The 20,366-nt window shown below is 59.3% G+C and carries 20 protein-coding genes, 1 other RNA gene and 2 riboswitches; of the genes, 10 read left to right on the top strand and 11 right to left on the bottom strand.

Going from position 1 to position 20,366, the window contains the following annotated elements:
* Window positions 1-284 precede the first annotated feature (284 nt).
* From metF to MWU49_RS11200, 4 genes are all read right to left on the bottom strand, one after another.
* Window positions 285-1,112: a methylenetetrahydrofolate reductase [NAD(P)H] gene (gene metF / locus MWU49_RS11215; protein ID WP_246972166.1), complete on the bottom strand. Its 828-nt coding sequence runs from the start codon at window positions 1,110-1,112 to the stop codon at window positions 285-287.
* Between the two features lie 108 nt (window positions 1,113-1,220).
* A complete protein-coding gene (gene ahcY / locus MWU49_RS11210) occupies window positions 1,221-2,609 on the bottom strand; it encodes an adenosylhomocysteinase (RefSeq protein WP_246972164.1) in 1,389 nt (462 codons plus the stop codon).
* A gap of 20 nt (window positions 2,610-2,629) precedes the next feature.
* A riboswitch (S-adenosyl-L-homocysteine riboswitch) is annotated at window positions 2,630-2,707 on the bottom strand.
* 86 nt (window positions 2,708-2,793) lie between these two features.
* Window positions 2,794-2,871: riboswitch (S-adenosyl-L-homocysteine riboswitch) on the bottom strand.
* Window positions 2,872-2,959: 88 nt separating this feature from the next.
* Entirely contained in the window at window positions 2,960-4,108 is a 1,149-nt protein-coding gene (gene metK / locus MWU49_RS11205; RefSeq protein ID WP_246972162.1) for a methionine adenosyltransferase, read from the bottom strand.
* 208 nt (window positions 4,109-4,316) lie between these two features.
* Window positions 4,317-5,300, bottom strand: a complete 984-nt coding sequence (locus MWU49_RS11200; RefSeq protein ID WP_246972160.1) for a metalloregulator ArsR/SmtB family transcription factor — start codon at window positions 5,298-5,300, stop codon at window positions 4,317-4,319.
* Window positions 5,301-5,506: 206 nt separating this feature from the next.
* On the opposite strand from MWU49_RS11200, the gene tkt reads away from it, so the two are divergent.
* The 4 genes from tkt to fba all read left to right on the top strand — a co-directional run bounded on the left by tkt (window position 5,507) and on the right by fba (window position 11,099).
* Window positions 5,507-7,507: a transketolase gene (gene tkt, locus MWU49_RS11195; protein WP_246972157.1), complete on the top strand. Its 2,001-nt coding sequence runs from the start codon at window positions 5,507-5,509 to the stop codon at window positions 7,505-7,507.
* Between the two features lie 136 nt (window positions 7,508-7,643).
* The gene (locus MWU49_RS11190) at window positions 7,644-8,660 is read left to right on the top strand and encodes a glyceraldehyde 3-phosphate dehydrogenase NAD-binding domain-containing protein (protein WP_246972155.1); all 1,017 of its coding nucleotides are present in this window, start codon (window positions 7,644-7,646) and stop codon (window positions 8,658-8,660) included.
* Between the two features lie 73 nt (window positions 8,661-8,733).
* Window positions 8,734-9,897: a phosphoglycerate kinase gene (locus MWU49_RS11185; protein ID WP_246972153.1), complete on the top strand. Its 1,164-nt coding sequence runs from the start codon at window positions 8,734-8,736 to the stop codon at window positions 9,895-9,897.
* Between the two features lie 137 nt (window positions 9,898-10,034).
* Window positions 10,035-11,099, top strand: a complete 1,065-nt coding sequence (gene fba, locus MWU49_RS11180) for a class II fructose-bisphosphate aldolase (RefSeq protein WP_246972151.1) — start codon at window positions 10,035-10,037, stop codon at window positions 11,097-11,099.
* Window positions 11,100-11,585: 486 nt separating this feature from the next.
* Here the strand turns inward: fba and MWU49_RS11175 are convergent, their stop codons facing one another.
* Window positions 11,586-12,008, bottom strand: coding sequence for an META domain-containing protein (locus MWU49_RS11175; protein ID WP_246972149.1), 423 nt, complete (start codon window positions 12,006-12,008; stop codon window positions 11,586-11,588).
* Between the two features lie 181 nt (window positions 12,009-12,189).
* Between MWU49_RS11175 and MWU49_RS11170 the strand changes: the two genes are divergently transcribed.
* A complete protein-coding gene (locus MWU49_RS11170; RefSeq protein WP_246972147.1) occupies window positions 12,190-12,528 on the top strand; it encodes a hypothetical protein in 339 nt (112 codons plus the stop codon).
* On the opposite strand, the gene MWU49_RS11165 is transcribed toward MWU49_RS11170, so the two are convergent.
* Complete coding sequence (locus MWU49_RS11165; RefSeq protein ID WP_246972145.1) at window positions 12,518-13,153, bottom strand: flavin reductase; 636 nt, start codon at window positions 13,151-13,153, stop codon at window positions 12,518-12,520. The two genes, MWU49_RS11170 and MWU49_RS11165, sit on opposite strands and share 11 nt — an antisense overlap.
* A gap of 115 nt (window positions 13,154-13,268) precedes the next feature.
* Here MWU49_RS11165 and MWU49_RS11160 point away from each other — a divergent pair, with 115 nt between their 5' ends.
* From MWU49_RS11160 to MWU49_RS11150, 3 genes are all read left to right on the top strand, one after another.
* On the top strand, window positions 13,269-14,240 hold the full coding sequence (locus tag MWU49_RS11160) for an alpha/beta hydrolase (RefSeq protein WP_246972128.1): 972 nt from the start codon (window positions 13,269-13,271) through the stop codon (window positions 14,238-14,240).
* 125 nt (window positions 14,241-14,365) lie between these two features.
* On the top strand, window positions 14,366-14,872 hold the full coding sequence (locus MWU49_RS11155) for a hypothetical protein (protein WP_246972126.1): 507 nt from the start codon (window positions 14,366-14,368) through the stop codon (window positions 14,870-14,872).
* Between the two features lie 233 nt (window positions 14,873-15,105).
* Entirely contained in the window at window positions 15,106-15,384 is a 279-nt protein-coding gene (locus tag MWU49_RS11150; RefSeq protein WP_246972124.1) for a hypothetical protein, read from the top strand.
* A 322-nt stretch (window positions 15,385-15,706) separates the two neighbouring features.
* Here MWU49_RS11150 and rpiA read toward each other — a convergent pair whose 3' ends face one another.
* Complete coding sequence (gene rpiA / locus MWU49_RS11145) at window positions 15,707-16,360, bottom strand: ribose-5-phosphate isomerase RpiA (RefSeq protein WP_246972122.1); 654 nt, start codon at window positions 16,358-16,360, stop codon at window positions 15,707-15,709.
* Between the two features lie 129 nt (window positions 16,361-16,489).
* On the opposite strand from rpiA, the gene ilvA reads away from it, so the two are divergent.
* Window positions 16,490-18,028 carry a threonine ammonia-lyase, biosynthetic gene (gene ilvA / locus MWU49_RS11140; RefSeq protein ID WP_281502300.1) on the top strand — a complete coding sequence of 513 codons (1,539 nt, stop codon included), beginning with the start codon at window positions 16,490-16,492 and terminating at the stop codon, window positions 18,026-18,028.
* Between the two features lie 315 nt (window positions 18,029-18,343).
* Window positions 18,344-18,493 carry a hypothetical protein gene (locus MWU49_RS11135; protein WP_246972120.1) on the top strand — a complete coding sequence of 50 codons (150 nt, stop codon included), beginning with the start codon at window positions 18,344-18,346 and terminating at the stop codon, window positions 18,491-18,493.
* On the opposite strand, the gene MWU49_RS11130 is transcribed toward MWU49_RS11135, so the two are convergent.
* From MWU49_RS11130 to MWU49_RS11115, 4 genes are all read right to left on the bottom strand, one after another.
* Complete coding sequence (locus MWU49_RS11130) at window positions 18,474-19,082, bottom strand: 5-formyltetrahydrofolate cyclo-ligase (protein ID WP_246972119.1); 609 nt, start codon at window positions 19,080-19,082, stop codon at window positions 18,474-18,476. The genes MWU49_RS11135 and MWU49_RS11130 overlap by 20 nt on opposite strands.
* A gap of 39 nt (window positions 19,083-19,121) precedes the next feature.
* Window positions 19,122-19,306: non-coding RNA, 6S RNA (gene ssrS / locus MWU49_RS11125), on the bottom strand.
* A 308-nt stretch (window positions 19,307-19,614) separates the two neighbouring features.
* The gene (locus MWU49_RS11120; protein ID WP_246972118.1) at window positions 19,615-19,926 is read right to left on the bottom strand and encodes a cell division protein ZapA; all 312 of its coding nucleotides are present in this window, start codon (window positions 19,924-19,926) and stop codon (window positions 19,615-19,617) included.
* 50 nt (window positions 19,927-19,976) lie between these two features.
* Complete coding sequence (locus MWU49_RS11115) at window positions 19,977-20,189, bottom strand: TIGR02449 family protein (RefSeq protein WP_035232471.1); 213 nt, start codon at window positions 20,187-20,189, stop codon at window positions 19,977-19,979.
* Between the last annotated feature and the right edge of the window lie 177 nt (window positions 20,190-20,366).

Here is a 20,366-nt window from a genome sequence, read left to right as displayed (position 1 = left end):
TTCCGTTCCTCGACTCACTCTAACGGGGACGATGTCGTGCGGATGGCATTGGCGTTCTTGTATCGCGCAAACGCTGAGCGTTGCTGTCGGAATGCCAGTTATTCGCTGCGCTCACCCTTCAGGACGCACAGCGTGCGAAACTCCGCTACGCAACAATTCCGCGGGCGGGGCTTTTCAACTTTTAACTTTAAACGTTCAACTGAATGTCGCGGGCAGAGACCATGCCGCGTGGCATCGTCCCCGCCCGCGTTGTTGCGTGCTGCGTGAAGCATGCAGCGTCGCTCTTACAGCCCCAAATTATCCAGAATGCGAAGATTCGGACCGGCCTGGTTCATGGTGTAGAAATGCAGGCCCGGGGCGCCCATGGCGAGCAGGCGCTCACACAGACGGGTGACCACTTCCTCGCCAAAGGATTTCACCGCTGCATCGTCATCCTTGATGTCGTTCAGCTTGCTCTGCAGCCAGCGCGGCACGTCGGCACCGCAGTTGCCGGAAAAGCGAATCAGGTTGGCCACGTTGAGGATTGGCATGATGCCGGGGTATACCGGGGCATCGCAGCCAATCTTCTGCAGCGCATCCATGTAATAGCCGTAGGAATCTGCATTGTAGAAATACTGGGTCAGGCCGCTGTTGGCGCCGGCATCGATCTTGCGCTTGAAATGAGCGATGTCGTCTTCAAAGCTTCGCGCTTCCGGATGCATTTCCGGGTAAGCCGCCACTTCCAGTTCAAAGTGATCGCCGGTTTCTTCGCGGATCAATTTCACCAGCTGGTCCGCATACTTGATCTCGCTCTGGGCGTAGCCCATGCCAGAGGGCAGGTCGCCACGCAGGGCAACAATGCGGGTGACGCCGGCATCCCTGTAGCCGTTCACCAGCTCAAGAATTTCTTCGCGGCTCTGGCCGATGCAGCTCAGGTGCGGCGCGGTGTCGCCATGCTGCTCGCGCAGCTTGTTGACCATGTCGCGGGTATTGTCACGGGTGGAGCCGCCGGCGCCGAAGGTGCAGGAAAAAAATTCCGGATTTTTCACCAGTAATTTTTTCTGCGTCGCCAGCAGCTTGCTTTTTCCCTCGTCGGTCTTCGGCGGGAAAAATTCAAAACTGATTCGTTTCATGATGTCTCGCTTCGCGAGACGCCTGAGGCCAGACGCTCGACGCTTGACGAAAGGCTCGCAAAGCGAGCCTGAAAGCGTCCGGCATCGAGCGTCCGGCGTCTGGCGTCTTTAATATTTGTAATGCTCTGGTTTGAACGGACCGTCGACACCAACGCCGATGTAGTCAGCCTGTTCCTGGGTCAGCTTGGTGATCACGCCACCGAAACCTTCCACCATGTAGCGGGCCACTTCTTCGTCCAGGTGCTTGGGCAGAACCTCTACCTTGAGCATCTTTTCTTTCACGGTGTCGGAGTGGCTGGCATAGGCCTGATCGAACAGATACATCTGCGCCAGTACCTGGTTGGCGAAGGAGCCATCCATAATGCGGCTGGGGTGGCCAGTGGCGTTACCCAGGTTTACCAGACGGCCTTCGGACAACAGCAGCAAGAAGTCACCTTCTGCCTTGTTGCGCCATACCTTGTGAACCTGCGGCTTCACTTCTTCCCACTCCCAGGTCTTGCGCATGAAAGCAGTATCCACTTCGTTGTCGAAGTGACCGATGTTGCAGACCACGGCGCCTTTCTTGATCGCCTTGAGCATGTTGGCGTCACAGACGTTGAAGTTGCCGGTGGTGGTTACGAGAAGATCCGTGTTGCCGAGCAGCTCGGTGTTGATGGACGCTTCACTGCCATCGTTGATGCCGTTCTTGTACTGGCTCACTACCTCGAAACCGTCCATGCAGGCCTGCATGGCACAGATCGGATCCGCTTCGGTGACTTTCACGATCATGCCTTCCTGGCGCAGGGACTGGGCAGAGCCCTTGCCCACATCACCGTAACCGATGACCAGCGCTTTCTTGCCGGACAGCAGGTGATCGGTGCCGCGCTTGATGGCGTCGTTCAGGGAATGACGGCAGCCATACTTGTTGTCGTTCTTGCTCTTGGTGACGGAGTCATTCACGTTCACCGCCGGCACTTTCAGGGTGCCTTTCTTGAGCATTTCATACAGGCGGTGCACACCGGTGGTGGTTTCTTCGGTGATGCCGTGGATGTTGTCCAGCATCTGCGGGTAGGTGTCGTGGATGTAGCCGGTCAGGTCACCGCCGTCATCCAGAATCATGTTGGCTTCCCAGAGTTCGCCGTTACCGTCGCGGCAGGTCTGTTCGATACACCACATGTACTCTTCTTCGGTTTCACCTTTCCAAGCAAACACCGGGGTGCCGGCAGCGGCGATGGCGGCAGCGGCGTGATCCTGGGTGGAGAAGATGTTGCAGGAAGACCAGCGCACTTCCGCGCCCAGCGCCTGCAGGGTTTCGATCAGCACGGCGGTCTGGATGGTCATGTGGATACAGCCGATGATTTTGGCGCCTTTCAGCGGCTGCTCGGCACGATATTTTTCGCGGATGGCGATCAGTGCCGGCATTTCGGTTTCGGCGATATCAATTTCAGAACGGCCATAGTTGGCCAGGGAAATATCCGCGACTTTGTAGTCGGTAAAGGTGTCCGCTTTCGCGTTCATGGTGTTCTCCATTCGTTTTTGACGAATGGGCGCCGTTGTTCTTTGTGAACCCGCCCCGCGAGCCTCGCGGTCATGCCGCTGCAGCGCCCCTCGTGGGGTGGGTCAAAATTTTGTTGTAGGAGTGGCGCNTTGTAGTCGGTAAAGGTGTCCGCTTTCGCGTTCATGGTGTTCTCCATTCGTTTTTGACGAATGGGCGCCGTTGTTCTTTGTGAACCCGCCCCGCGAGCCTCGCGGTCATGCCGCTGCAGCGCCCCTCGTGGGGTGGGTCAAAATTTTGTTGTAGGAGTGGCGCTTGAGCCGCGAAAGCATCTCGGCAATTCGCGGCTCAAGCGCCGCTCCTACGGCAGGTCTTAAAGCGCCTTGGCCAGCTCGGCAGCCTTGTCGGTCTTCTCCCAGCTGAAGCCTTCGCGGCCAAAGTGGCCGTAGCTGGCAGTGGGGCGGTAGATCGGCTTGCGCAGATCCAGCATTTCGATGATGCCGCGCGGACGCAGATCGAAGTGCTCGCGCACCAGATTGACGATCTCGTTGTCACTCAGCTTGCCGGTACCGAAGGTATTGATGGAGATGGAAGTGGGCTCGGCCACACCGATGGCGTAGCTCACCTGGATCTCGCATTTTTCAGCCAAGCCTGCCGCCACGATGTTCTTGGCGACGTAACGACCCGCGTAAGCGGCAGAGCGGTCCACCTTGGACGGATCCTTGCCGGAGAAGGCGCCGCCACCGTGACGGGCCATGCCGCCGTAGGTGTCCACGATGATCTTGCGGCCAGTCAGGCCACAGTCGCCCATGGGGCCGCCGATCACAAAGATACCGGTGGGGTTCACGTGGTACAGGGTGTCGCTGTGCAGCCACTCTTCCGGCAATACCGGCTTGATGATTTCTTCCATTACCGCTTCGCGCAGATCGTGCAGGCCGATTTGCGGGGCATGCTGGGTAGACAGCACCACGGCGTCCACGGCTACCGGCTTGCCGTTTTCGTAACGCAGGGTCACCTGGCTCTTGGCATCCGGGCGGAGCCACGGCAGGGTGCCGTTCTTGCGCAGTTCGGCCTGGCGCTCCACCAGACGGTGGGAGTAGTACACCGGTGCCGGCATCAGGGTGTCGGTTTCGCTGGTGGCAAACCCGAACATCAGGCCCTGGTCACCCGCGCCCATTTCCTTGTTCTCGGCTTCGTCCACGCCGATGGCGATGTCGGCAGACTGTTTGCCGATGCCGTTCAGTACCGCACAGCTGGCGCCATCGAAGCCCTTGTCGGAGCTGTCGTAGCCGATATCCAGAATCACCTGGCGAACGATGTCTTCCAGTTCCACGTAGGTGCTGGTGCGCACTTCCCCGGCCACGATAGCCATACCGGTTTTCACCAGAGTTTCCACCGCCACACGGGCGTGGGGATCATCCTTGATGATCGCATCCAGAACGGCGTCCGAGATCTGGTCGGCCATTTTGTCCGGATGACCTTCGGACACGGACTCGGAAGTAAAGATGGAATATTCACTCATTTCTGGAGTGCTCCTTGGTTAACGCTACACGCTGCAGGCAACACGCCACAACGCGGATAAAGATTAAGTTTCGAGTTGCGATAAGCGAGTTCCGAAAAGCAAAACCTTGAGAGCCGGTTCTTTGAACTTCGAAACTCGCTTCTCGCAACTCGCGACGAGCCTTTTTGGAAACACGCTGCATGAATGGTGTGCTGCAGCCGGAATCCTGTTACTGGCCATTCTTTCTGAACGTTCTCACCTGCACCTGAAACCCGTTCCGCAATGCCAGAAACTGGGTCTCCTGCAATTCCAGACCGGCACGGCCGGCCCAGTTGACCAGATCGGCTTCTTCGAAACCGAGCCAGACATCGCCACAGGCCTCGTGGGCCCAGTGCTGATCGTGGGGACACAGGTCCGTGATCAGCAGGGTGCCGCCCTCATTCAGCTGCCGGGCCGCGGCGCGGATCGCGCTGGCGGGGGAGGGCAGGTGATGCAGCACCATATTCAGTACCACGGCATCCACCGTGGCCAGGGTGTTGGCAGTGGCAGGCCAGTCACCCAGTATCAGTTGCACATTTGACCGTTTGGCGACGGTCTGCCGGGCCACCGCCAACATGGCCTCGGCGTTGTCCAGGCCGACGACTTGCTGGAAGTGGCTGGCCAGCTCCGCCAGAAACTGACCGTCACCGGGGCCGATTTCCAGTGCGTTTTCGCCGTTCGGGCAGGCCCTTAGCAGCAATTCTGCTGCCTGTTCGGCGTACTGATCGTAATCCGCGATCAGTTCCTGCTGTTCGTCCAGGTGCTCTGCATGGCGGGCAAAAAAGGCCCGGCTTTGCTCGGCACGCTGGTTTTGTACCTGCTCCAGCCGCGCTGCCACCTCGCTATTCAGCTCGCTATCGTCCAGTTCGTCCAGCAGCGCGCCGTGAAGGGCACCCTCGGCGCTGTCGGCCTGGGGCAGGCGGCGGCGATAGAAGATGGAGTTGCCCTCGCGGCGCTTTTCCACCAGGCCGCCCTGGGCCAGCACCTTGAGGTGATGGCTCATGCCGGATTGCTTCATGGCCATGATGTCGCACAGCTCCAGCACCCCGAAGCTGCTCTGCCCCAGCACCTGCAATACCTGTAGCCGCAGGGGATCACCCGCGGCCTTCAGGAAGCCGGCCAGGTGATCGGTGATCTCCGCAGCGGCAGCAATAGTGGGGGCCTGTGCATTCATAAGGGCGAAGTCTAGCGCATTGAAAACCTAAATCAAAATAAATTGATATAGGTTTCGGCATTACCTCAACCCGCTACATGCATCACGCACCACGCATCACGCAAAAGCCGGGAAGTCAGGACAGCAGGGTGCTTGCGCTTGTAGCCCTTATCTCCATGAGGGACAATAGCGCCCCTTTTCAGCCACCAGTCAGTTTGGAGCCCTGCATGTCCAGTGCCCCCGCCAGCCGTGATCTCGCCAATGCCATCCGTGCCCTGAGTATGGATGCGGTCCAGAAAGCCAACTCCGGTCACCCCGGCGCCCCCATGGGGATGGCCGATATTGCCGAGGTGCTGTGGCGCGGTTTCCTGAAACATAACCCCCAGGATCCCAAATGGGCCGATCGTGACCGCTTTGTGCTGTCCAACGGCCACGGCTCCATGCTGCTGTACTCCCTGCTGCACCTGTCCGGTTACGGCGTCAGCATTGAGGACATCAAGAACTTCCGTCAGTTGGGTAGCCCCACTGCCGGTCACCCGGAATACGGCGATGCCCCTGGCATCGAGACCACCACTGGCCCGCTGGGTCAGGGTATTGCCAATGCCGTGGGCATGGCGCTGGCGGAAAAAATGCTGGCAGGCCAGTTCAACCGTGACGGCCACACCATCGTGGATCACAACACCTACTGCTTCCTGGGTGATGGCTGCATGATGGAAGGCATCTCCCACGAGGCCTGCTCCCTGGCCGGCACGCTGGGCCTGGGCAAGCTGGTGGCTTTCTATGATGACAACGGCATTTCCATCGACGGTGAAGTAGAAGGCTGGTTCACCGACGATACCGTGGAGCGTTTCCGCGCTTATGGCTGGCAGGTGATCCCCAACGTGGATGGCCACGATCCGGAAGAAATCCGTACCGCCATCGAAACCGCCAAGGCCACCCCGGACCAACCCACCCTGATCTGCTGCAAGACCATCATCGGTTTCGGCAGCCCCAACAAGCAGGGCAAGGAAGAGTGTCACGGTGCCGCGCTGGGTGATGAAGAGATTGCCCTGACCCGCAAGCAGCTGGGTTGGGAATACGGTCCGTTCGAGATTCCCGCTGACATCAAGAATGCCTGGGATGCCTGCGACGCCGGTGCCGCTGCCCAGAGCGAATGGCAGCAGCGTTTCGACGCCTATCAGGCGGCGTTCCCGGAACTGGCTGCCGAATTCCAGCGCCGTATGGCCGGCGAGCTGCCGGCAGACTTCGCCGACAAGGCCGATGCCTATATTCGCGAGTGTCAGGAAAAAGGCGAGAAAGTGGCCACCCGCAAGGCCAGCCAGAACTCCCTGGATGCCTTTGGCCCGCTGCTGCCGGAACTGGCTGGCGGTTCCGCCGACCTGGCAGGCTCCAACAACACCATCTGGAAAGGCTGCAAATCCGTTACTGCTGACGATGCCAGCGGCAACTACATCCACTACGGTGTGCGTGAGTTCGGCATGACTGCGGTCCAGAACGGCCTCTGTCTGCACGGCGGCCTGCGTCCCTATGGCGGCACCTTCCTGGTGTTCATGGAATACGCCCGTAACGCGGTGCGTATGGCGGCACTGATGCACCAGCCCAACATTCTGGTCTATACCCATGACTCTATTGGTCTGGGTGAAGATGGCCCCACCCACCAGCCCATCGAGCAGATGGCCAACCTGCGCCTGACCCCGAACATGCGTACCTGGCGTCCCTGTGACACGGTGGAATCTGCGGTGTCCTGGAAGAAAGCCATCCTGCGTCAGGAAGGCCCCTCTTCCCTGATCTTCTCCCGTCAGGGCCTGCCCTGCATGGAGCGCGGCAGCGAGCAGCTGGCCGAGATTGAGAAGGGCGGCTACACCCTGTTGCAGACCGGTGAAGGCACCCCGGACGCGATCATCATTGCCACCGGTTCCGAAGTGGAGCTGGCCGTGCAGGCGGCGCAGGCCCTGAGCGGCAAGAACATCCGTGTGGTGTCCATGCCCTGTGTGGAAGAATTCCTCGCCCAGGACGCGGCTTACCAGGAGAGCGTGCTGCCCTCCGCCGTGCGCGCCCGGGTGGCCGTGGAAGCCGCCATCGCCGACTACTGGTACCGCTTCGTCGGTCTGGACGGCAAGGTGATCGGCATGACCAGCTTCGGTGCCTCTGCTCCGGCGGGTGATCTGTTCAAGCACTTCGGTATCACTGCCGAAGCGGTACAGGAAGCGGTGGAGTCGTTGCTTTAATGAGACGCCGGACGCCGGATGCTGGACGCCTGACGAGACTGGCCGCGCCTGTTTATTGTGGCTGTGCCGTTTGGTTGGTGGTTCAGGTTTTTAGCGTCGTGCGTCTGGCGTCTGGCGTTCAGCGAGGCGCAGCCTGATGCGCATTGCCATCAACGGCTACGGCCGTATCGGTCGCTCCTTTGTCCGTGCCCTCGCCGAGCGCGAGGGCGCGGGCTGGCAGGCACCTTTCAGTCTGGTGGCGATCAACGACAAGGGCCGGCCGGAAGACCTGCTCTATCTGACCCGCTACGACACCACTCACGGGCGTCTGGCGGAGCCGGCAGAACTGATCGAGGGCATGCTGCGTATTGGTCAGCAGGCGCCGCGGCTGCTGGAGCAGCCCAAACCAGAGTTGTTGCCCTGGGGTGACATGGATGTGGATCTGGTGCTGGAATGCTCCGGGCATTTCCGTAGCCATGCCGGGGCATCACGGCATCTGGATGCCGGTGCGAAGAAAGTGATTATCGGTGCCGTGCCGTTTGACCAGGCCGATCAGGTGGTGGTCTACGGAGTGAACCATGAGACGGTGGCGGCCGACCACAGGGTAATGTCGGCGGGCTCCTGCACCACCCATTGCATTGCACCGCTGCTGGCGCGGCTGGATGCCAGCTTCGGGGTGCAGCAGGTGTTGATGAAAGAGATCCATGCCTACACCTCGGATCAGACCCTGCTGGACCATGTCCACCGGGATCCACGCCGGGGCCGGGCCGGGGCGCAGAACATCGTGCCCACCACCAGCAGTGCCATCGGTGCGGTCCAGCAGGTGCTGCCGCAGCTGGAAGGCAAGATCAGTGGTAGCTCCATCCGTGTGCCGACCCTGAATGTGGCCATGGTGGAGCTGACCCTGCGTCTGGAACAGACTCCGGACGAGAGTGGTCTGAATGAATGGTTATACCGACAGGCAAGAGAGTCCGCCGGCCTGATTGGCTACAATGACGAGCCGCTGGTGAGCGTGGATTTCAACCACCGTCCGGAATCCGCCATTGTCGACGTGACCCAGACCCGGGTGCAGGGCGACATGGTGCAGGTGGTGGCCTGGTACGACAACGAATGGGGCTATGCCAACCGCCTGCTGGACTGGGTGGCTGACTTGGCCGAAGCGTCTGATGTCTGACGCGTAAAACAAACTGTAAACCGAGAAGACAGCATCATCCTCACCGGATGGTTCCAAGCGAGGTAGCAAGACCATGAACTTCAAGCGCATGACCGACCTGGACCTGGCAGGCAAACGCGTTCTGATCCGTGAAGACCTGAACGTGCCGGTGAAAGACGGCAAGGTCACCAGCGATGCCCGTATCCGTGCCTCCCTGCCGACCATTGAGCATGCCCTCAAGGCTGGCGCCAAGGTGATGCTGATGTCTCACCTCGGGCGCCCCACCGAAGGCGAATACGCCGAAGAGTTTTCCCTGCAGCCGGTGGCAGATCATCTGGGCGGTCTGCTTGGCCGTGAGGTGCCGCTGGTGAAGGACTGGCTGGACGGCGTCGAGGTGGAAGCCGGTCAGGTGGTGCTGTGCGAGAACGTTCGCTTCAACAAGGGCGAAAAGAAAGATGATGAAGCCCTGTCACAAAAGATGGCAGCGCTGTGTGATATCTATGTGATGGATGCTTTCGGTACTGCGCACCGTGCCCAGGCGTCTACCCACGGTGTTGGCAAGTTTGCGCCGGTAGCCTGTGCCGGCCCGTTGCTGGCCAACGAGCTGGATGCCCTGGGCAAGGCGCTGAAGAGCCCGGAGAAGCCCCTGGTCGCCATCGTTGGTGGTTCCAAGGTGTCTACCAAGCTGGAAGTGCTGGAAGCGCTGTCCGACAAGGTGGATCAGCTGGTGGTGGGTGGCGGTATCGCCAACACCTTCCTGGCGGCAGCCGGTCACCCGGTGGGCAAGTCGCTGTACGAAGCCGACCTGATTGAGGCGGCCAACAAGATTGCCGCCAAGGTACACATCCCGATTCCGGTGGATGTGGTCACTGCCAGGGAATTTGCCGAGTCTGCAGAAGCGGTCACCAAGAAAGTGGATGAGGTGGCTGAGGATGACATGATCCTCGATATCGGTCCGCAGACCGCACATATCGTTGCCGCGCTGATGAAAGAAGCCAAGACCATCATCTGGAACGGCCCGGTGGGCGTATTCGAATTCGATCAGTTCGGTGAAGGCACCCGGGAAATGGCAGAAGCCATTGCCGATTCCGATGCCTTCTCCATTGCCGGCGGTGGCGACACCCTGGCCGCCGTGGACAAGTACGGCATCAGCGACAAGATCAGCTACATCTCCACCGGTGGTGGTGCCTTCCTGGAATTCGTGGAAGGCAAGGTGCTCCCGGCCGTGGCCATGCTGGAAGCGCGGGCAAAGGATTAAGTGAGACGCGGCACGCATCACGCAACACGCACCATGCCTTTGGCGTGCCAGCGTGAAGCGTGTTGCGTGTAGCAGTTTCTGACAGAGTAAAGGCGGTTGAGAAACCGCAAACGGAAAACGAATAGGGGAATCCTGAAATGGCACTTGTAAGCATGCGTCAGCTGCTGGATCACGCCGCCGAGTTTGGTTACGGCGTTCCGGCTTTCAACGTGAACAACCTGGAACAGATGCGCGCCATCATGGAAGCGGCAGACCAGACCGATTCCCCGGTGATCGTGCAGGCTTCTGCCGGCGCCCGTAAATATGCCGGCGCTCCCTTCCTGCGTCACCTGATTCTGGCTGCAGTGGAAGAGTTCCCGCACATCCCGGTGGTGATGCACCAGGATCACGGCACCAGCCCCTCCGTGTGTCAGCGTTCCATCCAGCTGGGTTTCTCCTCGGTGATGATGGATGGCTCCCTGGGTGAAGACGGCAAGACCCCCACCGACTACGAGTACAACGTGGATGTGACCCGTCGTACCGTGGAAATGGCCCACGCCTGTGGCGTATCCGTGGAAGGTGAGCTGGGTTGTCTGGGCTCCCTGGAAACCGGTGAAGCCGGTGAAGAAGACGGTATCGGTGCGGCGGGCAAGCTGACCCACGACCAGATGCTCACCGACCCGGAAGAAGCGGCGGACTTCGTGAAGAAGACCAAGGTAGATGCCCTGGCGATCGCCATCGGTACCTCCCACGGCGCCTACAAGTTCACCCGTCCGCCCACCGGTGACATCCTCGCCATCGATCAGATCAAGGCGATCCACCAGCGCATTCCGGACACCCACCTGGTCATGCACGGTTCCTCTTCCGTGCCGCAGGAATGGCTGGCCATCATCAACGAATTCGGTGGCGAGATTCCGGAAACCTACGGGGTGCCGGTGGAAGAAATCGTGGAAGGCATCAAGCACGGTGTCCGCAAGGTCAACATCGACACCGACCTGCGTCTGGCCTCCACCGGTGCCATCCGTCGTTTCCTGGCCGGCAACACCGCCGAGTTCGACCCGCGCAAATATTTGGCGGAATCCGTAACCGCCATGCGCGATATCTGTATCGCCCGTTACGAAGCCTTCGGTACCGCCGGCAACGCCAGCAAGATCAAGCCGATCAACCTGGAGACCATGTTCCAGCGTTACGAATCCGGTGATCTGGATCCGCGAGTGAAGTAAGAGACGCTGCAGGCATCACGCTTCACGCACCATGCAAGAACGCGGTTGAGGTGGTTGCCAGCGGAATGAAAAAGGCCGCGCCCGAACATCGGGCGCGGCCTTTTTTGTTGCTGAGGCAAAGCTAGGAGGAGGTTGGTTCGGAGCCGCTGTAGGAACGTAGCGAAGCGGAGTAACGCACGTAGTGCGGCCCCGAAGGGGTGAGCGAAGCGAATAACGAGCCTGCAAGCGATCCGAGCCTCGGCGAGGTAAGGATTCCAGAAGCGAGTTTCGATTACCGAGTTTCGAAAATCAAAAAAGCGCGGCCAGACACGAGGTTTGGGGTTTGGTTTTGCGAAACTCGTTACTCGCGACTCGAAACTATTACCTCGCCGAGGCTCGGTTCGCTTGCAGGCAAGCTCCCACAGCGGTTTTATCGTTGGCATCAGGCATCAGGCATCAGGCATCAGGCATCAGGCATCAGGCATCAGGCATCAGGCGTCCTGCCCCTTACCTCGTCGCCTTGATCTCCACACCTTCACCGCTCAGCACCAGCTCACCCAGATCATTCAGCACTGCGGTGTCGACCCCCTTCAGCGCATCCATGAACTGCTTTTCCAGTTCCATCAGCGGGGCCATGCAGGCCTTGCGGGTGAGGGCGCCGGTCTGGATGGTGAACTGCTCGCCATCATCGCTGTAGCTGGCCATGTAGTTGTTGCAGGCGGCCTTGCCGGCCAGTTTGCCGGCTTCCGGGAACACCATCGTCACGGTGGCGTTGCCCACCGGTTTGCTGTTCAGGGTGGCGACTTGCCAGGGCTCACCGCTGAGCTGTTCAAAGCTGGGCATGGCGGCGTCTCCGTTGCCGGTGGGCGTGTTGCAGGCAGTCAGTAGCAGGCTGCCGGCCAGTAGCGCAGAGGAAAACAGGGCTTTCATAGCGAGTCCTTTCGTGAGGATGAATGAAAAAGCGATAACGCTTTGAGTGAGATTAGCCGGGAAAGTTTCCTGCTGTCGTGTGATCCCTTGATATACGGCAAGGGAAGGGCAATCGCGTATTGACCCGCACCGATCAGTGCGGACAATGCCAGCAAGTCTCCTTACTGCCCGGGAATTCCTGATGCTAAACGCCTTCCTCGAGTTCTACACCCAGCACCAATGGGTCGCATTGCCACTGGCCATGCTGTCTGCGGTGGGCATCGGGCTGATGTGGATGGGCTGGCTGACCCTGATGATCACCGCCTTCGGCCAGAAGCTGTGGGTATGGGGATTCGCCATCCTGCTGTTGCCGGTGCCGGCATCACAGTGTTTTGCGCTCAGTCACCGGGAGCTCAACCCCTGGGCCAACAAGCTGGTGCTGTGGGGGCTGGTGCTGTCGTTGCCGATCCTGGCGCTTACCGCTTGGTGGGGGCTGCTGGCTCTGCAGCAACCCATGCCGGAGCCCCTGTTCAGTCACTGATCTTTGCAGGGGGAAGGTCAGGCTTGGCGTAGCGCCAGCGACCCAGTCGACGGGTCACATGGTAACTGTCCAGCCCGGAAAGGGTGACCGTGCCCGCCTGTTCCACATCCACATAGCCATCCTCTGCCATCACTCCGGCAGGCAGCAGCACATGTTCAATGGTGCCGATCACCATTACCGTGCCGTTCACCGCCAGATCCTGAATCTCAGCCACCTTCATGCCCAGCTTGATGCGAGCCTCCTGAACAAAGGGGGCCGGGAAGTCATGGTGGTATTCTGCGCTCAGCCCGGTGGCCTCAAACTCTGATATCTCCCGGGAATAACGGGCCGAGGTCTGGTGTGCGGCGGCAATGATCCCTTCATGGACATGATTGATGGTGTAGCAGCCGGTTTCCTGCAGGTATTCCAGGGTGTGGCGATCCACGGAATGGGGTCGGATGATCATGCCCATCAGGGCCGGATCCGCTCCCAGATGGAAGCAGGAACTGACAATGCACAGGTTCTCCTGTCCTGTGCTGCTGCGTGTGCCGACCAGGTTGGCACTCTTGAAACCGGACAGGCTGTTGATCAGGTTGACCCGGATGCGACCGGGCAGGGCGTCCAGTGTCTGACGGGTAAATTGCATGGCGTCGCTCTGTGATTCTGATGGCGGATTGGCAGGACCGGGAAGCGGGGAGCGTTCCGTGTCCTTTCAGGGATGCGGCTGGCGCCGTATTATCAGGATGTGCCGTGAGTAAACCGTGGAGGCTCCCCGCCTGACTATGGACAACCCTTTTGATCGAGAGCATATCCAGCAGCACTGGAAACCGCTGAACTGGGAAGCGTTTGACCCGCTGGACGAATCCAGCCAGAAGTACATCGCCTATTACGGGCTGAATTTTGCGGAGCGCCTGCCGAGCCTGCAGCATGGCTTTGGCTACTTCGAGGCGGCAGGCCACCAGATCTCCGTGCACGCCTGGCGACCGGAAAATCCCCGCGGCACGGTACTGGTCTGTCATGGCTATTTCGACCACGTGGGGCTGTACCGGCATGTGATTGGGCACGTGCTGGAGCTGGGTTATGCGGTGCTGGCCTATGATCTGCCGGGCCATGGTTTGAGCTCTGGTCCCCAGGCGGTGATTGAGGATTTTCTCACCTACCGCAGTGTGCTGGAGCAATGCCTGTCGTTGGCGGGCAATCACTTCCCGCATCCCTGGAATGTGATTGCGCAAAGTACCGGTGGCGCCATCGTGATGGATTATCTGACCAGCCGCGGTGAGGGAGAAGACAACCCCTTCGAGAACGTGATCCTGCTGGCGCCGCTGGTCAGGCCCTTCAAGTGGGGGACCGGGCGCTGGTTACACACGTTCATCAGCCCTTTTGCCAACAGCATCAAGCGGGTATTTTCGATCAACTCCAATGATCCGGATTTTCTCGATTTTCTGGAGAACAAGGATCCGCTGCAGTCGCGCCGGGTGTCGGCCATCTGGGTCGGTGCCCTGAAGAAATGGTTGCCGGGATTCGAGAAGGCCTCGCACATTCATGTTTCTCCCATCGTGATTCAGGGGGATCTGGATGAGACGGTGGACTGGCGCTATAACCTCAATGTGATCCGAAGCAAGTTCAATGAGCCGCGTATTCATATGCTGCCCGGGGCCAGACATCAGCTGGCCAATGAGCATTCCGATTTCCGCGAGAAGATCTTTGCCATCATTGATCAATATCTGGCCTGATGTTGAGCCGGTTCCCGATTTTACGGTTTGTTACTTGAGGTGAATCGGTGTTTGGCACAAGGTATTCAGCGAAGATTGGACCAACACATTCATGCCACCCCGGCATGAAGCAAGGAGAGAAAAGCATGGATAAGAAGATTCTGCTGGCAATGACTGCCGGTGCAGCAATGATGAGCCAGGTAGCCGTTGCTGATTTGAATGCGGGGATCAATGCAGCTGTTAATGCCGAGGCGGATGCCAAGGCGGCAGAGCAGGATGTGCGCGAAAGCCGTGACGAAGCCAAGGCCAAGGGCCAGGCCAAGAAAGAAGAAATGATGCAGAAGCGTGACGCCAAGAAGGCGGAGATGGACGCCAAGCATGAAGAGATGAAAGCCAAAGCCAAGGCCAAGAAGGAAGAAGGCAAGGCCAAGATGGACGATGCCGAAGACCGCATGGAAGACGAGCACGAAGCGGCTGAAGAGCGCATGGAAGAGCACAAGGAAGCGGCCAAGCAACGTCGTGACGAAGCCAAGGCAGCCATGGAAGCCAGCGCTGAAGCAGAAGTGAATGCCAATGTGGAAGCGGGCGAAGAAGGCGCCGCCAACGCTAATGCCAAGGCGAAAGCCAAGCCGTGGTACAACTTCTGGGATTAATTCCTGGCAAGCACAAAAAAAGGCCGCTCTTTGTAGCGGCCTTTTTTGTGGGCGCTTCGCGGCCGCAACACGCTGCATGCATCACGCAACATGCTAAAGAAAAAACCGGAGGTCTGATCCTGTAGCCTGATGCTGGTGGGCTTCACGCTCTGGTGAGCGAGATCTGGCATATTGAAATCATGGGGAATGAGTATCCAGTGATGCTCTTTTGCCCTATCAGTCGGGAGGAAATCATGAAAGCGCAATGGAAAGAGGCAGCGGGGATTGTCCTCATGTTGATACTGCCGCTGGCTCCTGCCGGAGCAGCAGAGCCAGCCTCATCGACACAGTCCCTAGATGCTGCTGCGAGGGAAGAAGCGCTGCGTGAAGATCAGCGTCTTCGCGAACAGCAGCAGATGCAGGATCAGCGCGACGCACAGCGACAACGTTTCGAGACCCGTCAGCAGGATCTGCACAACCACATCCGCCGCCGCAGCGACGACATGATCCGGGACATGAATCGAAAGCCATGACATAAGAACCACGGATCTGAAGCCGCTGTAGGAGTCTGCCTGCAGGCGATCCGAGCCTCGGCGAGGTGAAAAGGTTCGGGTTGCGAGTTACGAGTTTCGAAAGGCAAAATCAGAAGCATGGAAAGCGGTTTGGGTTTTGATCTTCGAGATGTGTTTCTGGAATCCTTACCTCGCTCAGGCTCGGATCGCGAGCAGGCAAGTTATTCGCTGCGCTCACCCTGCGGCTGTTACCTCCGTTGCACTCCGGTTCCTACAGCAGCCACTAGTTTGTGTTTTACCTACGCGAACAAAAGGCGTGTTGCATGAAGCGTGCCGCGTCGCTTCAATACTGATTCACGCTGCCGTTTTCGCCCACCAGCACCACATTGGCCGGGCGTTTGGCGAACAGGCCGTTGGTGACCACACCGACAATGTTGTTAATCTTCTCTTCCAGCTCGATGGGATTCATGATGTCCAGATTGTGGACGTCGAGAATGATGTTGCCGTTATCGGTGACAAAGCCATCGCGGTATTGCGGTTGGCCACCCAGGGCCACCAGCTTGCGGGCCACGTGGGAGCGGGCCATGGGAATCACTTCCACCGGCAGCGGGAACTTGCCCAGGCGTTTCACTTGCTTGGAACCATCCACAATACAGATGAACTGATCGGCCACCGCGGCCACGATCTTTTCCCGGGTCAACGCGCCGCCGCCGCCCTTGATCATTTCCCGGTGGGCGTTCACCTCATCGGCGCCGTCCACGTACACCGGCAGGCGATCCACGTCGTTCAGCGACACCACTTCGATACCGTGGCCCTTGAGGCGTTCGGCGGTAGCTTCAGAGCTGGCCACGGCACCCTTGATGCGGTCCTTCATGGTGGCCAGACCATCAATGAAGAAGTTGGCGGTGGAGCCGGTGCCCACACCGATGTATTCGCCTTCGGGCACAAAGCGCAGGGCGGCTTCTGCCACCTGCTTCTTCAGCGCATCCTGATCCATGAACCTGTCCTGTCATGCTGATGAGTGTGATGAGCCGGAATTATAGGCCAGCAAGGGCGTGGACTCGACCCCGGACTATCGCAATTCCCCATGCCAACCCCTAGACTATGACGCTTCCAAGACCCATCCCTGAGCAACCCGGACACCTTCATGCTGGATAAATACGTCAAACGGATACTGCAATCCCGCGTCTACGACGTGGCGGTGGAAACTCCTATTCATGCAGCGCCGTTGATTTCCAAGCGAATTGGCAACCGGGTACTGCTCAAGCGTGAAGATTTGCAGCCAGTGTTCTCGTTCAAGCTGCGCGGGGCCTATAACAAGCTCTGCCAGCTCACCCGTGAGCAGCTGGATCGTGGTGTCATCTGTGCCTCGGCGGGGAACCATGCCCAGGGCATGGCACTGGCGGCCACCTCCATGGGCGTGAAGGCCACCATCGTGATGCCGCGGACGACGCCGGACATCAAGGTCAACTCGGTGCGCAATCACGGTGGCAAGGCGGTGCTGCATGGGGACAGCTTCGATGAAGCTCTCGCCCATGCCCGCAAGCTGGAGGCCGAGGGTGGCCTGACCTTTGTGCACCCCTACGATGATCCCGACGTGATTGCCGGCCAGGGCACGGTGGGCATGGAAATCCTGCGCCAGCAGAGCCGGGATCTGGATGCCATCTTCATTCCCGTGGGCGGCGGCGGTCTGGCGGCGGGTGTGGCGGCCTATGTGAAGTACGTGCGCCCGGAGGTGAAGATCATTGCGGTGGAGCCGGAAGATGCGGCCTGTCTGAAGGCCGCCATGGACAGCAAGCGCAGGGTGACGCTCAAGGAAGTGGGCCTGTTTGCCGATGGCGTGGCGGTGAAGCAGATCGGCAAGGAAACCTACAAGATCCTCAAGGATCATGTGGACGAGGTGATCACCGCCACCACCGATGAAATCTGTGCGGCGATCAAGGATTCCTTCGAAGATACCCGCGCTATCTGCGAGCCGGCCGGTGCCCTGGCGCTGGCGGGCATGAAGAATTGGGTGGCCAAACACGGGGTGCAGGATCAGACCCTGGTGGCGATCCAGAGTGGCGCCAATGTGAATTTCGATCGTCTGCGCCATGTCTCCGAGCGTGCCGAGCTGGGGGAACAGCGCGAGGCGCTGCTGGGGGTGACGATCCCCGAGAAGCCGGGAGCTTTCCGGGCCTTCTGTCAGGCGCTGGGCCGTCGCGGCATCACCGAATTCAACTACCGCTACAGCGATGACCGGCAGGCCAATATCTTTGTGGGTATCCAGCTCAAGCCCGGCGGCAAGGCGCTACAGGCGTTGATGCAGGAGCTCACCGACAAGGGCTACCCGGTGGTGGACCTGAGCGGTAACGAGATGGCCAAGCTGCATATTCGTCACCTGGTGGGCGGACATACCTCCCGTCAGGATTTGCACGAGCGCCTGTTCCGGGTGGAGTTCCCGGAGCGTCCCGGGGCCTTGATGGCGTTCCTGCAGTCGCTGGGCGGCAAGTGGAATATCAGCCTGTTCCATTATCGCAACCACGGTGCGGCCTATGGTCGGGTACTGGTGGGCTTCCAGGTGGAGGAGGGCAAGGGCAGCCAGTTGCTGGCGGATCTGAAGAAGGTGCCCTATCCCATGGTGGAAGAGAGCGATAATCCGGCCTACCGGCTGTTCCTGAATTAATTCCGTCCTGCTATTTCGCTGGAACAAACCTTGCAGTGGGTGGTCACACACCCGCGATGGCACTGTCAGTGAGGCCTGAGCCAACTGGTTATGCATTCTGATGCATTTGTGTGATCCAGTTGACTAAGAGTTATGACGTAGTTCTGTTAAGAAGCGTCAACAGGTGCCGGTAACTGCTTGACTTTCCATGATGGAATGGTCAAATTTTGACCCGGTTGGCATTTTCTGACAGTCAATCCGATTACAGTGACTGTCCTGTTAATACTTTTTACTCAGAAACTTGATTTTAGCTGTACCACTTTGGGGAATAGAAAAATGAAGAAAAAGCCGGATGCCCTGGTGCTACTGGCAATCGTTTTCGGGCTGGGCGTGCTGGTAAGCAGCATCACCCACGGCGGCAACGAGCCGGACTACCAGCAATATGCTGACAGCGCCGGTATCGTCGTCACTCAGACCCAGCAGTAACGATCCCATCTACCGGCTGGTCCCACGGGGCCAGCGGTAGCGTGCCTTCCTCCACACACTGAAAATCATAGCCCACTGCCAGCAGTCTTGGCTGGCGCGGTCGTCGTGCCAGATCGGCGAGAGTGCGGTCGTAATACCCCCCACCCATACCCATCCGGAAACCGGCGCGGTCAAAGGCCACGGCAGGTAGCAGTATCACGTCCAGAGCCCACAGCGCACGGCCCCGCTTTGCCAGTGCCGGTTCGGCAATGCCGTACTGATTGGGGCGCATGGGGTGATGGGCCTGCCACAGGCGAAAGTGCAGAAACCCTGGCCTCAGTGGATCCAGCCACGGCAGATAGGTGTTGGCCTGGCGCAGTCGAGCGTGGCCCATGGCCGGCAACAGATCGAGCTCGCCATCGTTGGCCAGATACAGGGCAATATGGTTGGTTGGGCGGTGTTGCAGGGCCTGTACCAGGGCGGGGCCGGCTCGACGGGCCGCACGACGGCGCTGCCCGGGGGTAAGCCGGCGGCGTTTCAGGCGTATCTGCCGGCGCAGCTGCTGACGCTGTTGTCGTTCCGATGGCGAGAGTGGCTGTAGATCAGGCATCCGGCCTCTGGCGTCCAGCATCAGGCGAAGAAATAAAGGGTGCTTCCCGGTCCGCCGCTGCGGGCTTGACCCTTGAACCGTATGGTTCAAGGTGGAGGCAGCAGCTATGCCCTCAGGCTTTCCGCTCATTGGGCGGACATGCACACGGACAGAGCAATATATGCCCCCGGGTATTACGTTATCGGCTCAGGGACATGGCCCTCTGGCGCACGGGCCAGGAAACACTCGAAGCCATTATAACAGTGGTGTGGGTGGGGGACAGTCTTGACAGGGCAGAAAGGCAGTTAACAGTGAATAGTTAACAGTTAAGTTCAAAAGCGGTGCGGCGGCAGTGGGAGCGGTCGTTCGACCGCGATTCGAGCCCTGGTGAGATCGAAGATCTTGTGGGGGCTACAACGGCTGAATAAAGGCGGATAGTCCTGGGGATGATGCCTCGCTCAGGTGCGGATTCGCGATCGAGCGATCGCTCTCACAGTGAGGGTTCTTGGTATTTCTGAAGTTGGCGTGCCGCGTGATGCCTGTTGCGGCTCTGCTACAGCTTTCGGCGGGCGTCTTCGAAGGCCTGGATTTCGTCTTCCAGGCGGCTCAGCAGGGCCTGTACACGGGCTTCGCTCTCGGAATCCTGGCCGGCATTCTTGCGGGCGTTGAGCAGTTCATGGCTCATGTTCAGGGCGGTCATGATGGCGATGCGTTCCAGCCCGATCACATTGGCGTCGCGCACTTCACGCAGCTGGGTGTCCAGATAACGGGCGGCAGACAGCAGGTTGTCCTGTTCGCCTTCCGGGCAGGCGACACGGTACTCCTTGTCGAGCAGATGAATCACCAGGGAGTTTTCGTTAGACATGACCTAGGGCACCGCTATTACTGGGTTTAGGGTTGGGCAGGGAATCACGCTCAGGATTCCTGCTCCAGGGATTTCAGACGCGAAATGATCGCCTCGACCTTGTTACGGGCTACATCGTTCTTCTTCAGCAGCTGGGCGCGTTCTTCTACCAGCTTGGCTTCCCGTTCGTGGAGGGCCAGGTTTTCCTGGCGAAGCCGCGAACTGATTCGCAGCAGCTCGTCGACGCGGGTTTCCAGTTGCTTTAGTTGTTGTTCCGTCGTCATGGCAAAATGATCGTGGTTCGCCTAAGGTGTGGGCCGGTTAAGGCCCGCGTCCCCTGCACCTTACCGGGATTTGCCGATCTCGGCTCCCCCTCCCGGTTGACAGGCTTTTTCAACTATAGGTGTGGGGGTTTCAGGGGTCAACGAAATTGAATGCTGATAGCTACTTAGCGCACACTT

Origin of the sequence: Alcanivorax sp. S6407 (assembly GCF_023016115.1) — a bacterium.
Taxonomy (GTDB): Bacteria; Pseudomonadota; Gammaproteobacteria; order Pseudomonadales; family Alcanivoracaceae; genus Alcanivorax.
Note: the sequence above shows the minus strand (reverse complement) of the source record. Positions and strands in the feature narration are given on the sequence as shown.

Bases quoted from the DNA above. Each gene is read 5' to 3' on its own strand.
- MWU49_RS11120 (WP_246972118.1), bottom strand. From the start codon at position 19,926: ATGTCTAACGAAAACTCCCTGGTGATTCATCTGCTCGACAAGGAGTAC.
- MWU49_RS11175 (WP_246972149.1), bottom strand. From the start codon at position 12,008: ATGAAAGCCCTGTTTTCCTCTGCGCTACTGGCCGGCAGCCTGCTACTG.
- metF (WP_246972166.1), bottom strand. From the start codon at position 1,112: ATGAAACGAATCAGTTTTGAATTTTTCCCGCCGAAGACCGACGAGGGA.
- fba (WP_246972151.1), top strand. From the start codon at position 10,035: ATGGCACTTGTAAGCATGCGTCAGCTGCTGGATCACGCCGCCGAGTTT.
- MWU49_RS11150 (WP_246972124.1), top strand. From the start codon at position 15,106: ATGAAAGCGCAATGGAAAGAGGCAGCGGGGATTGTCCTCATGTTGATA.
- MWU49_RS11185 (WP_246972153.1), top strand. From the start codon at position 8,734: ATGAACTTCAAGCGCATGACCGACCTGGACCTGGCAGGCAAACGCGTT.
- MWU49_RS11200 (WP_246972160.1), bottom strand. From the start codon at position 5,300: ATGAATGCACAGGCCCCCACTATTGCTGCCGCTGCGGAGATCACCGAT.
- ahcY (WP_246972164.1), bottom strand. From the start codon at position 2,609: ATGAACGCGAAAGCGGACACCTTTACCGACTACAAAGTCGCGGATATT.
- MWU49_RS11165 (WP_246972145.1), bottom strand. From the start codon at position 13,153: ATGCAATTTACCCGTCAGACACTGGACGCCCTGCCCGGTCGCATCCGG.
- rpiA (WP_246972122.1), bottom strand. From the start codon at position 16,360: ATGGATCAGGATGCGCTGAAGAAGCAGGTGGCAGAAGCCGCCCTGCGC.
- MWU49_RS11170 (WP_246972147.1), top strand. From the start codon at position 12,190: ATGCTAAACGCCTTCCTCGAGTTCTACACCCAGCACCAATGGGTCGCA.
- MWU49_RS11115 (WP_035232471.1), bottom strand. From the start codon at position 20,189: ATGACGACGGAACAACAACTAAAGCAACTGGAAACCCGCGTCGACGAG.
- MWU49_RS11155 (WP_246972126.1), top strand. From the start codon at position 14,366: ATGGATAAGAAGATTCTGCTGGCAATGACTGCCGGTGCAGCAATGATG.
- tkt (WP_246972157.1), top strand. From the start codon at position 5,507: ATGTCCAGTGCCCCCGCCAGCCGTGATCTCGCCAATGCCATCCGTGCC.
- MWU49_RS11130 (WP_246972119.1), bottom strand. From the start codon at position 19,082: ATGCCTGATCTACAGCCACTCTCGCCATCGGAACGACAACAGCGTCAG.
- metK (WP_246972162.1), bottom strand. From the start codon at position 4,108: ATGAGTGAATATTCCATCTTTACTTCCGAGTCCGTGTCCGAAGGTCAT.
- MWU49_RS11190 (WP_246972155.1), top strand. From the start codon at position 7,644: ATGCGCATTGCCATCAACGGCTACGGCCGTATCGGTCGCTCCTTTGTC.
- MWU49_RS11135 (WP_246972120.1), top strand. From the start codon at position 18,344: ATGAAGAAAAAGCCGGATGCCCTGGTGCTACTGGCAATCGTTTTCGGG.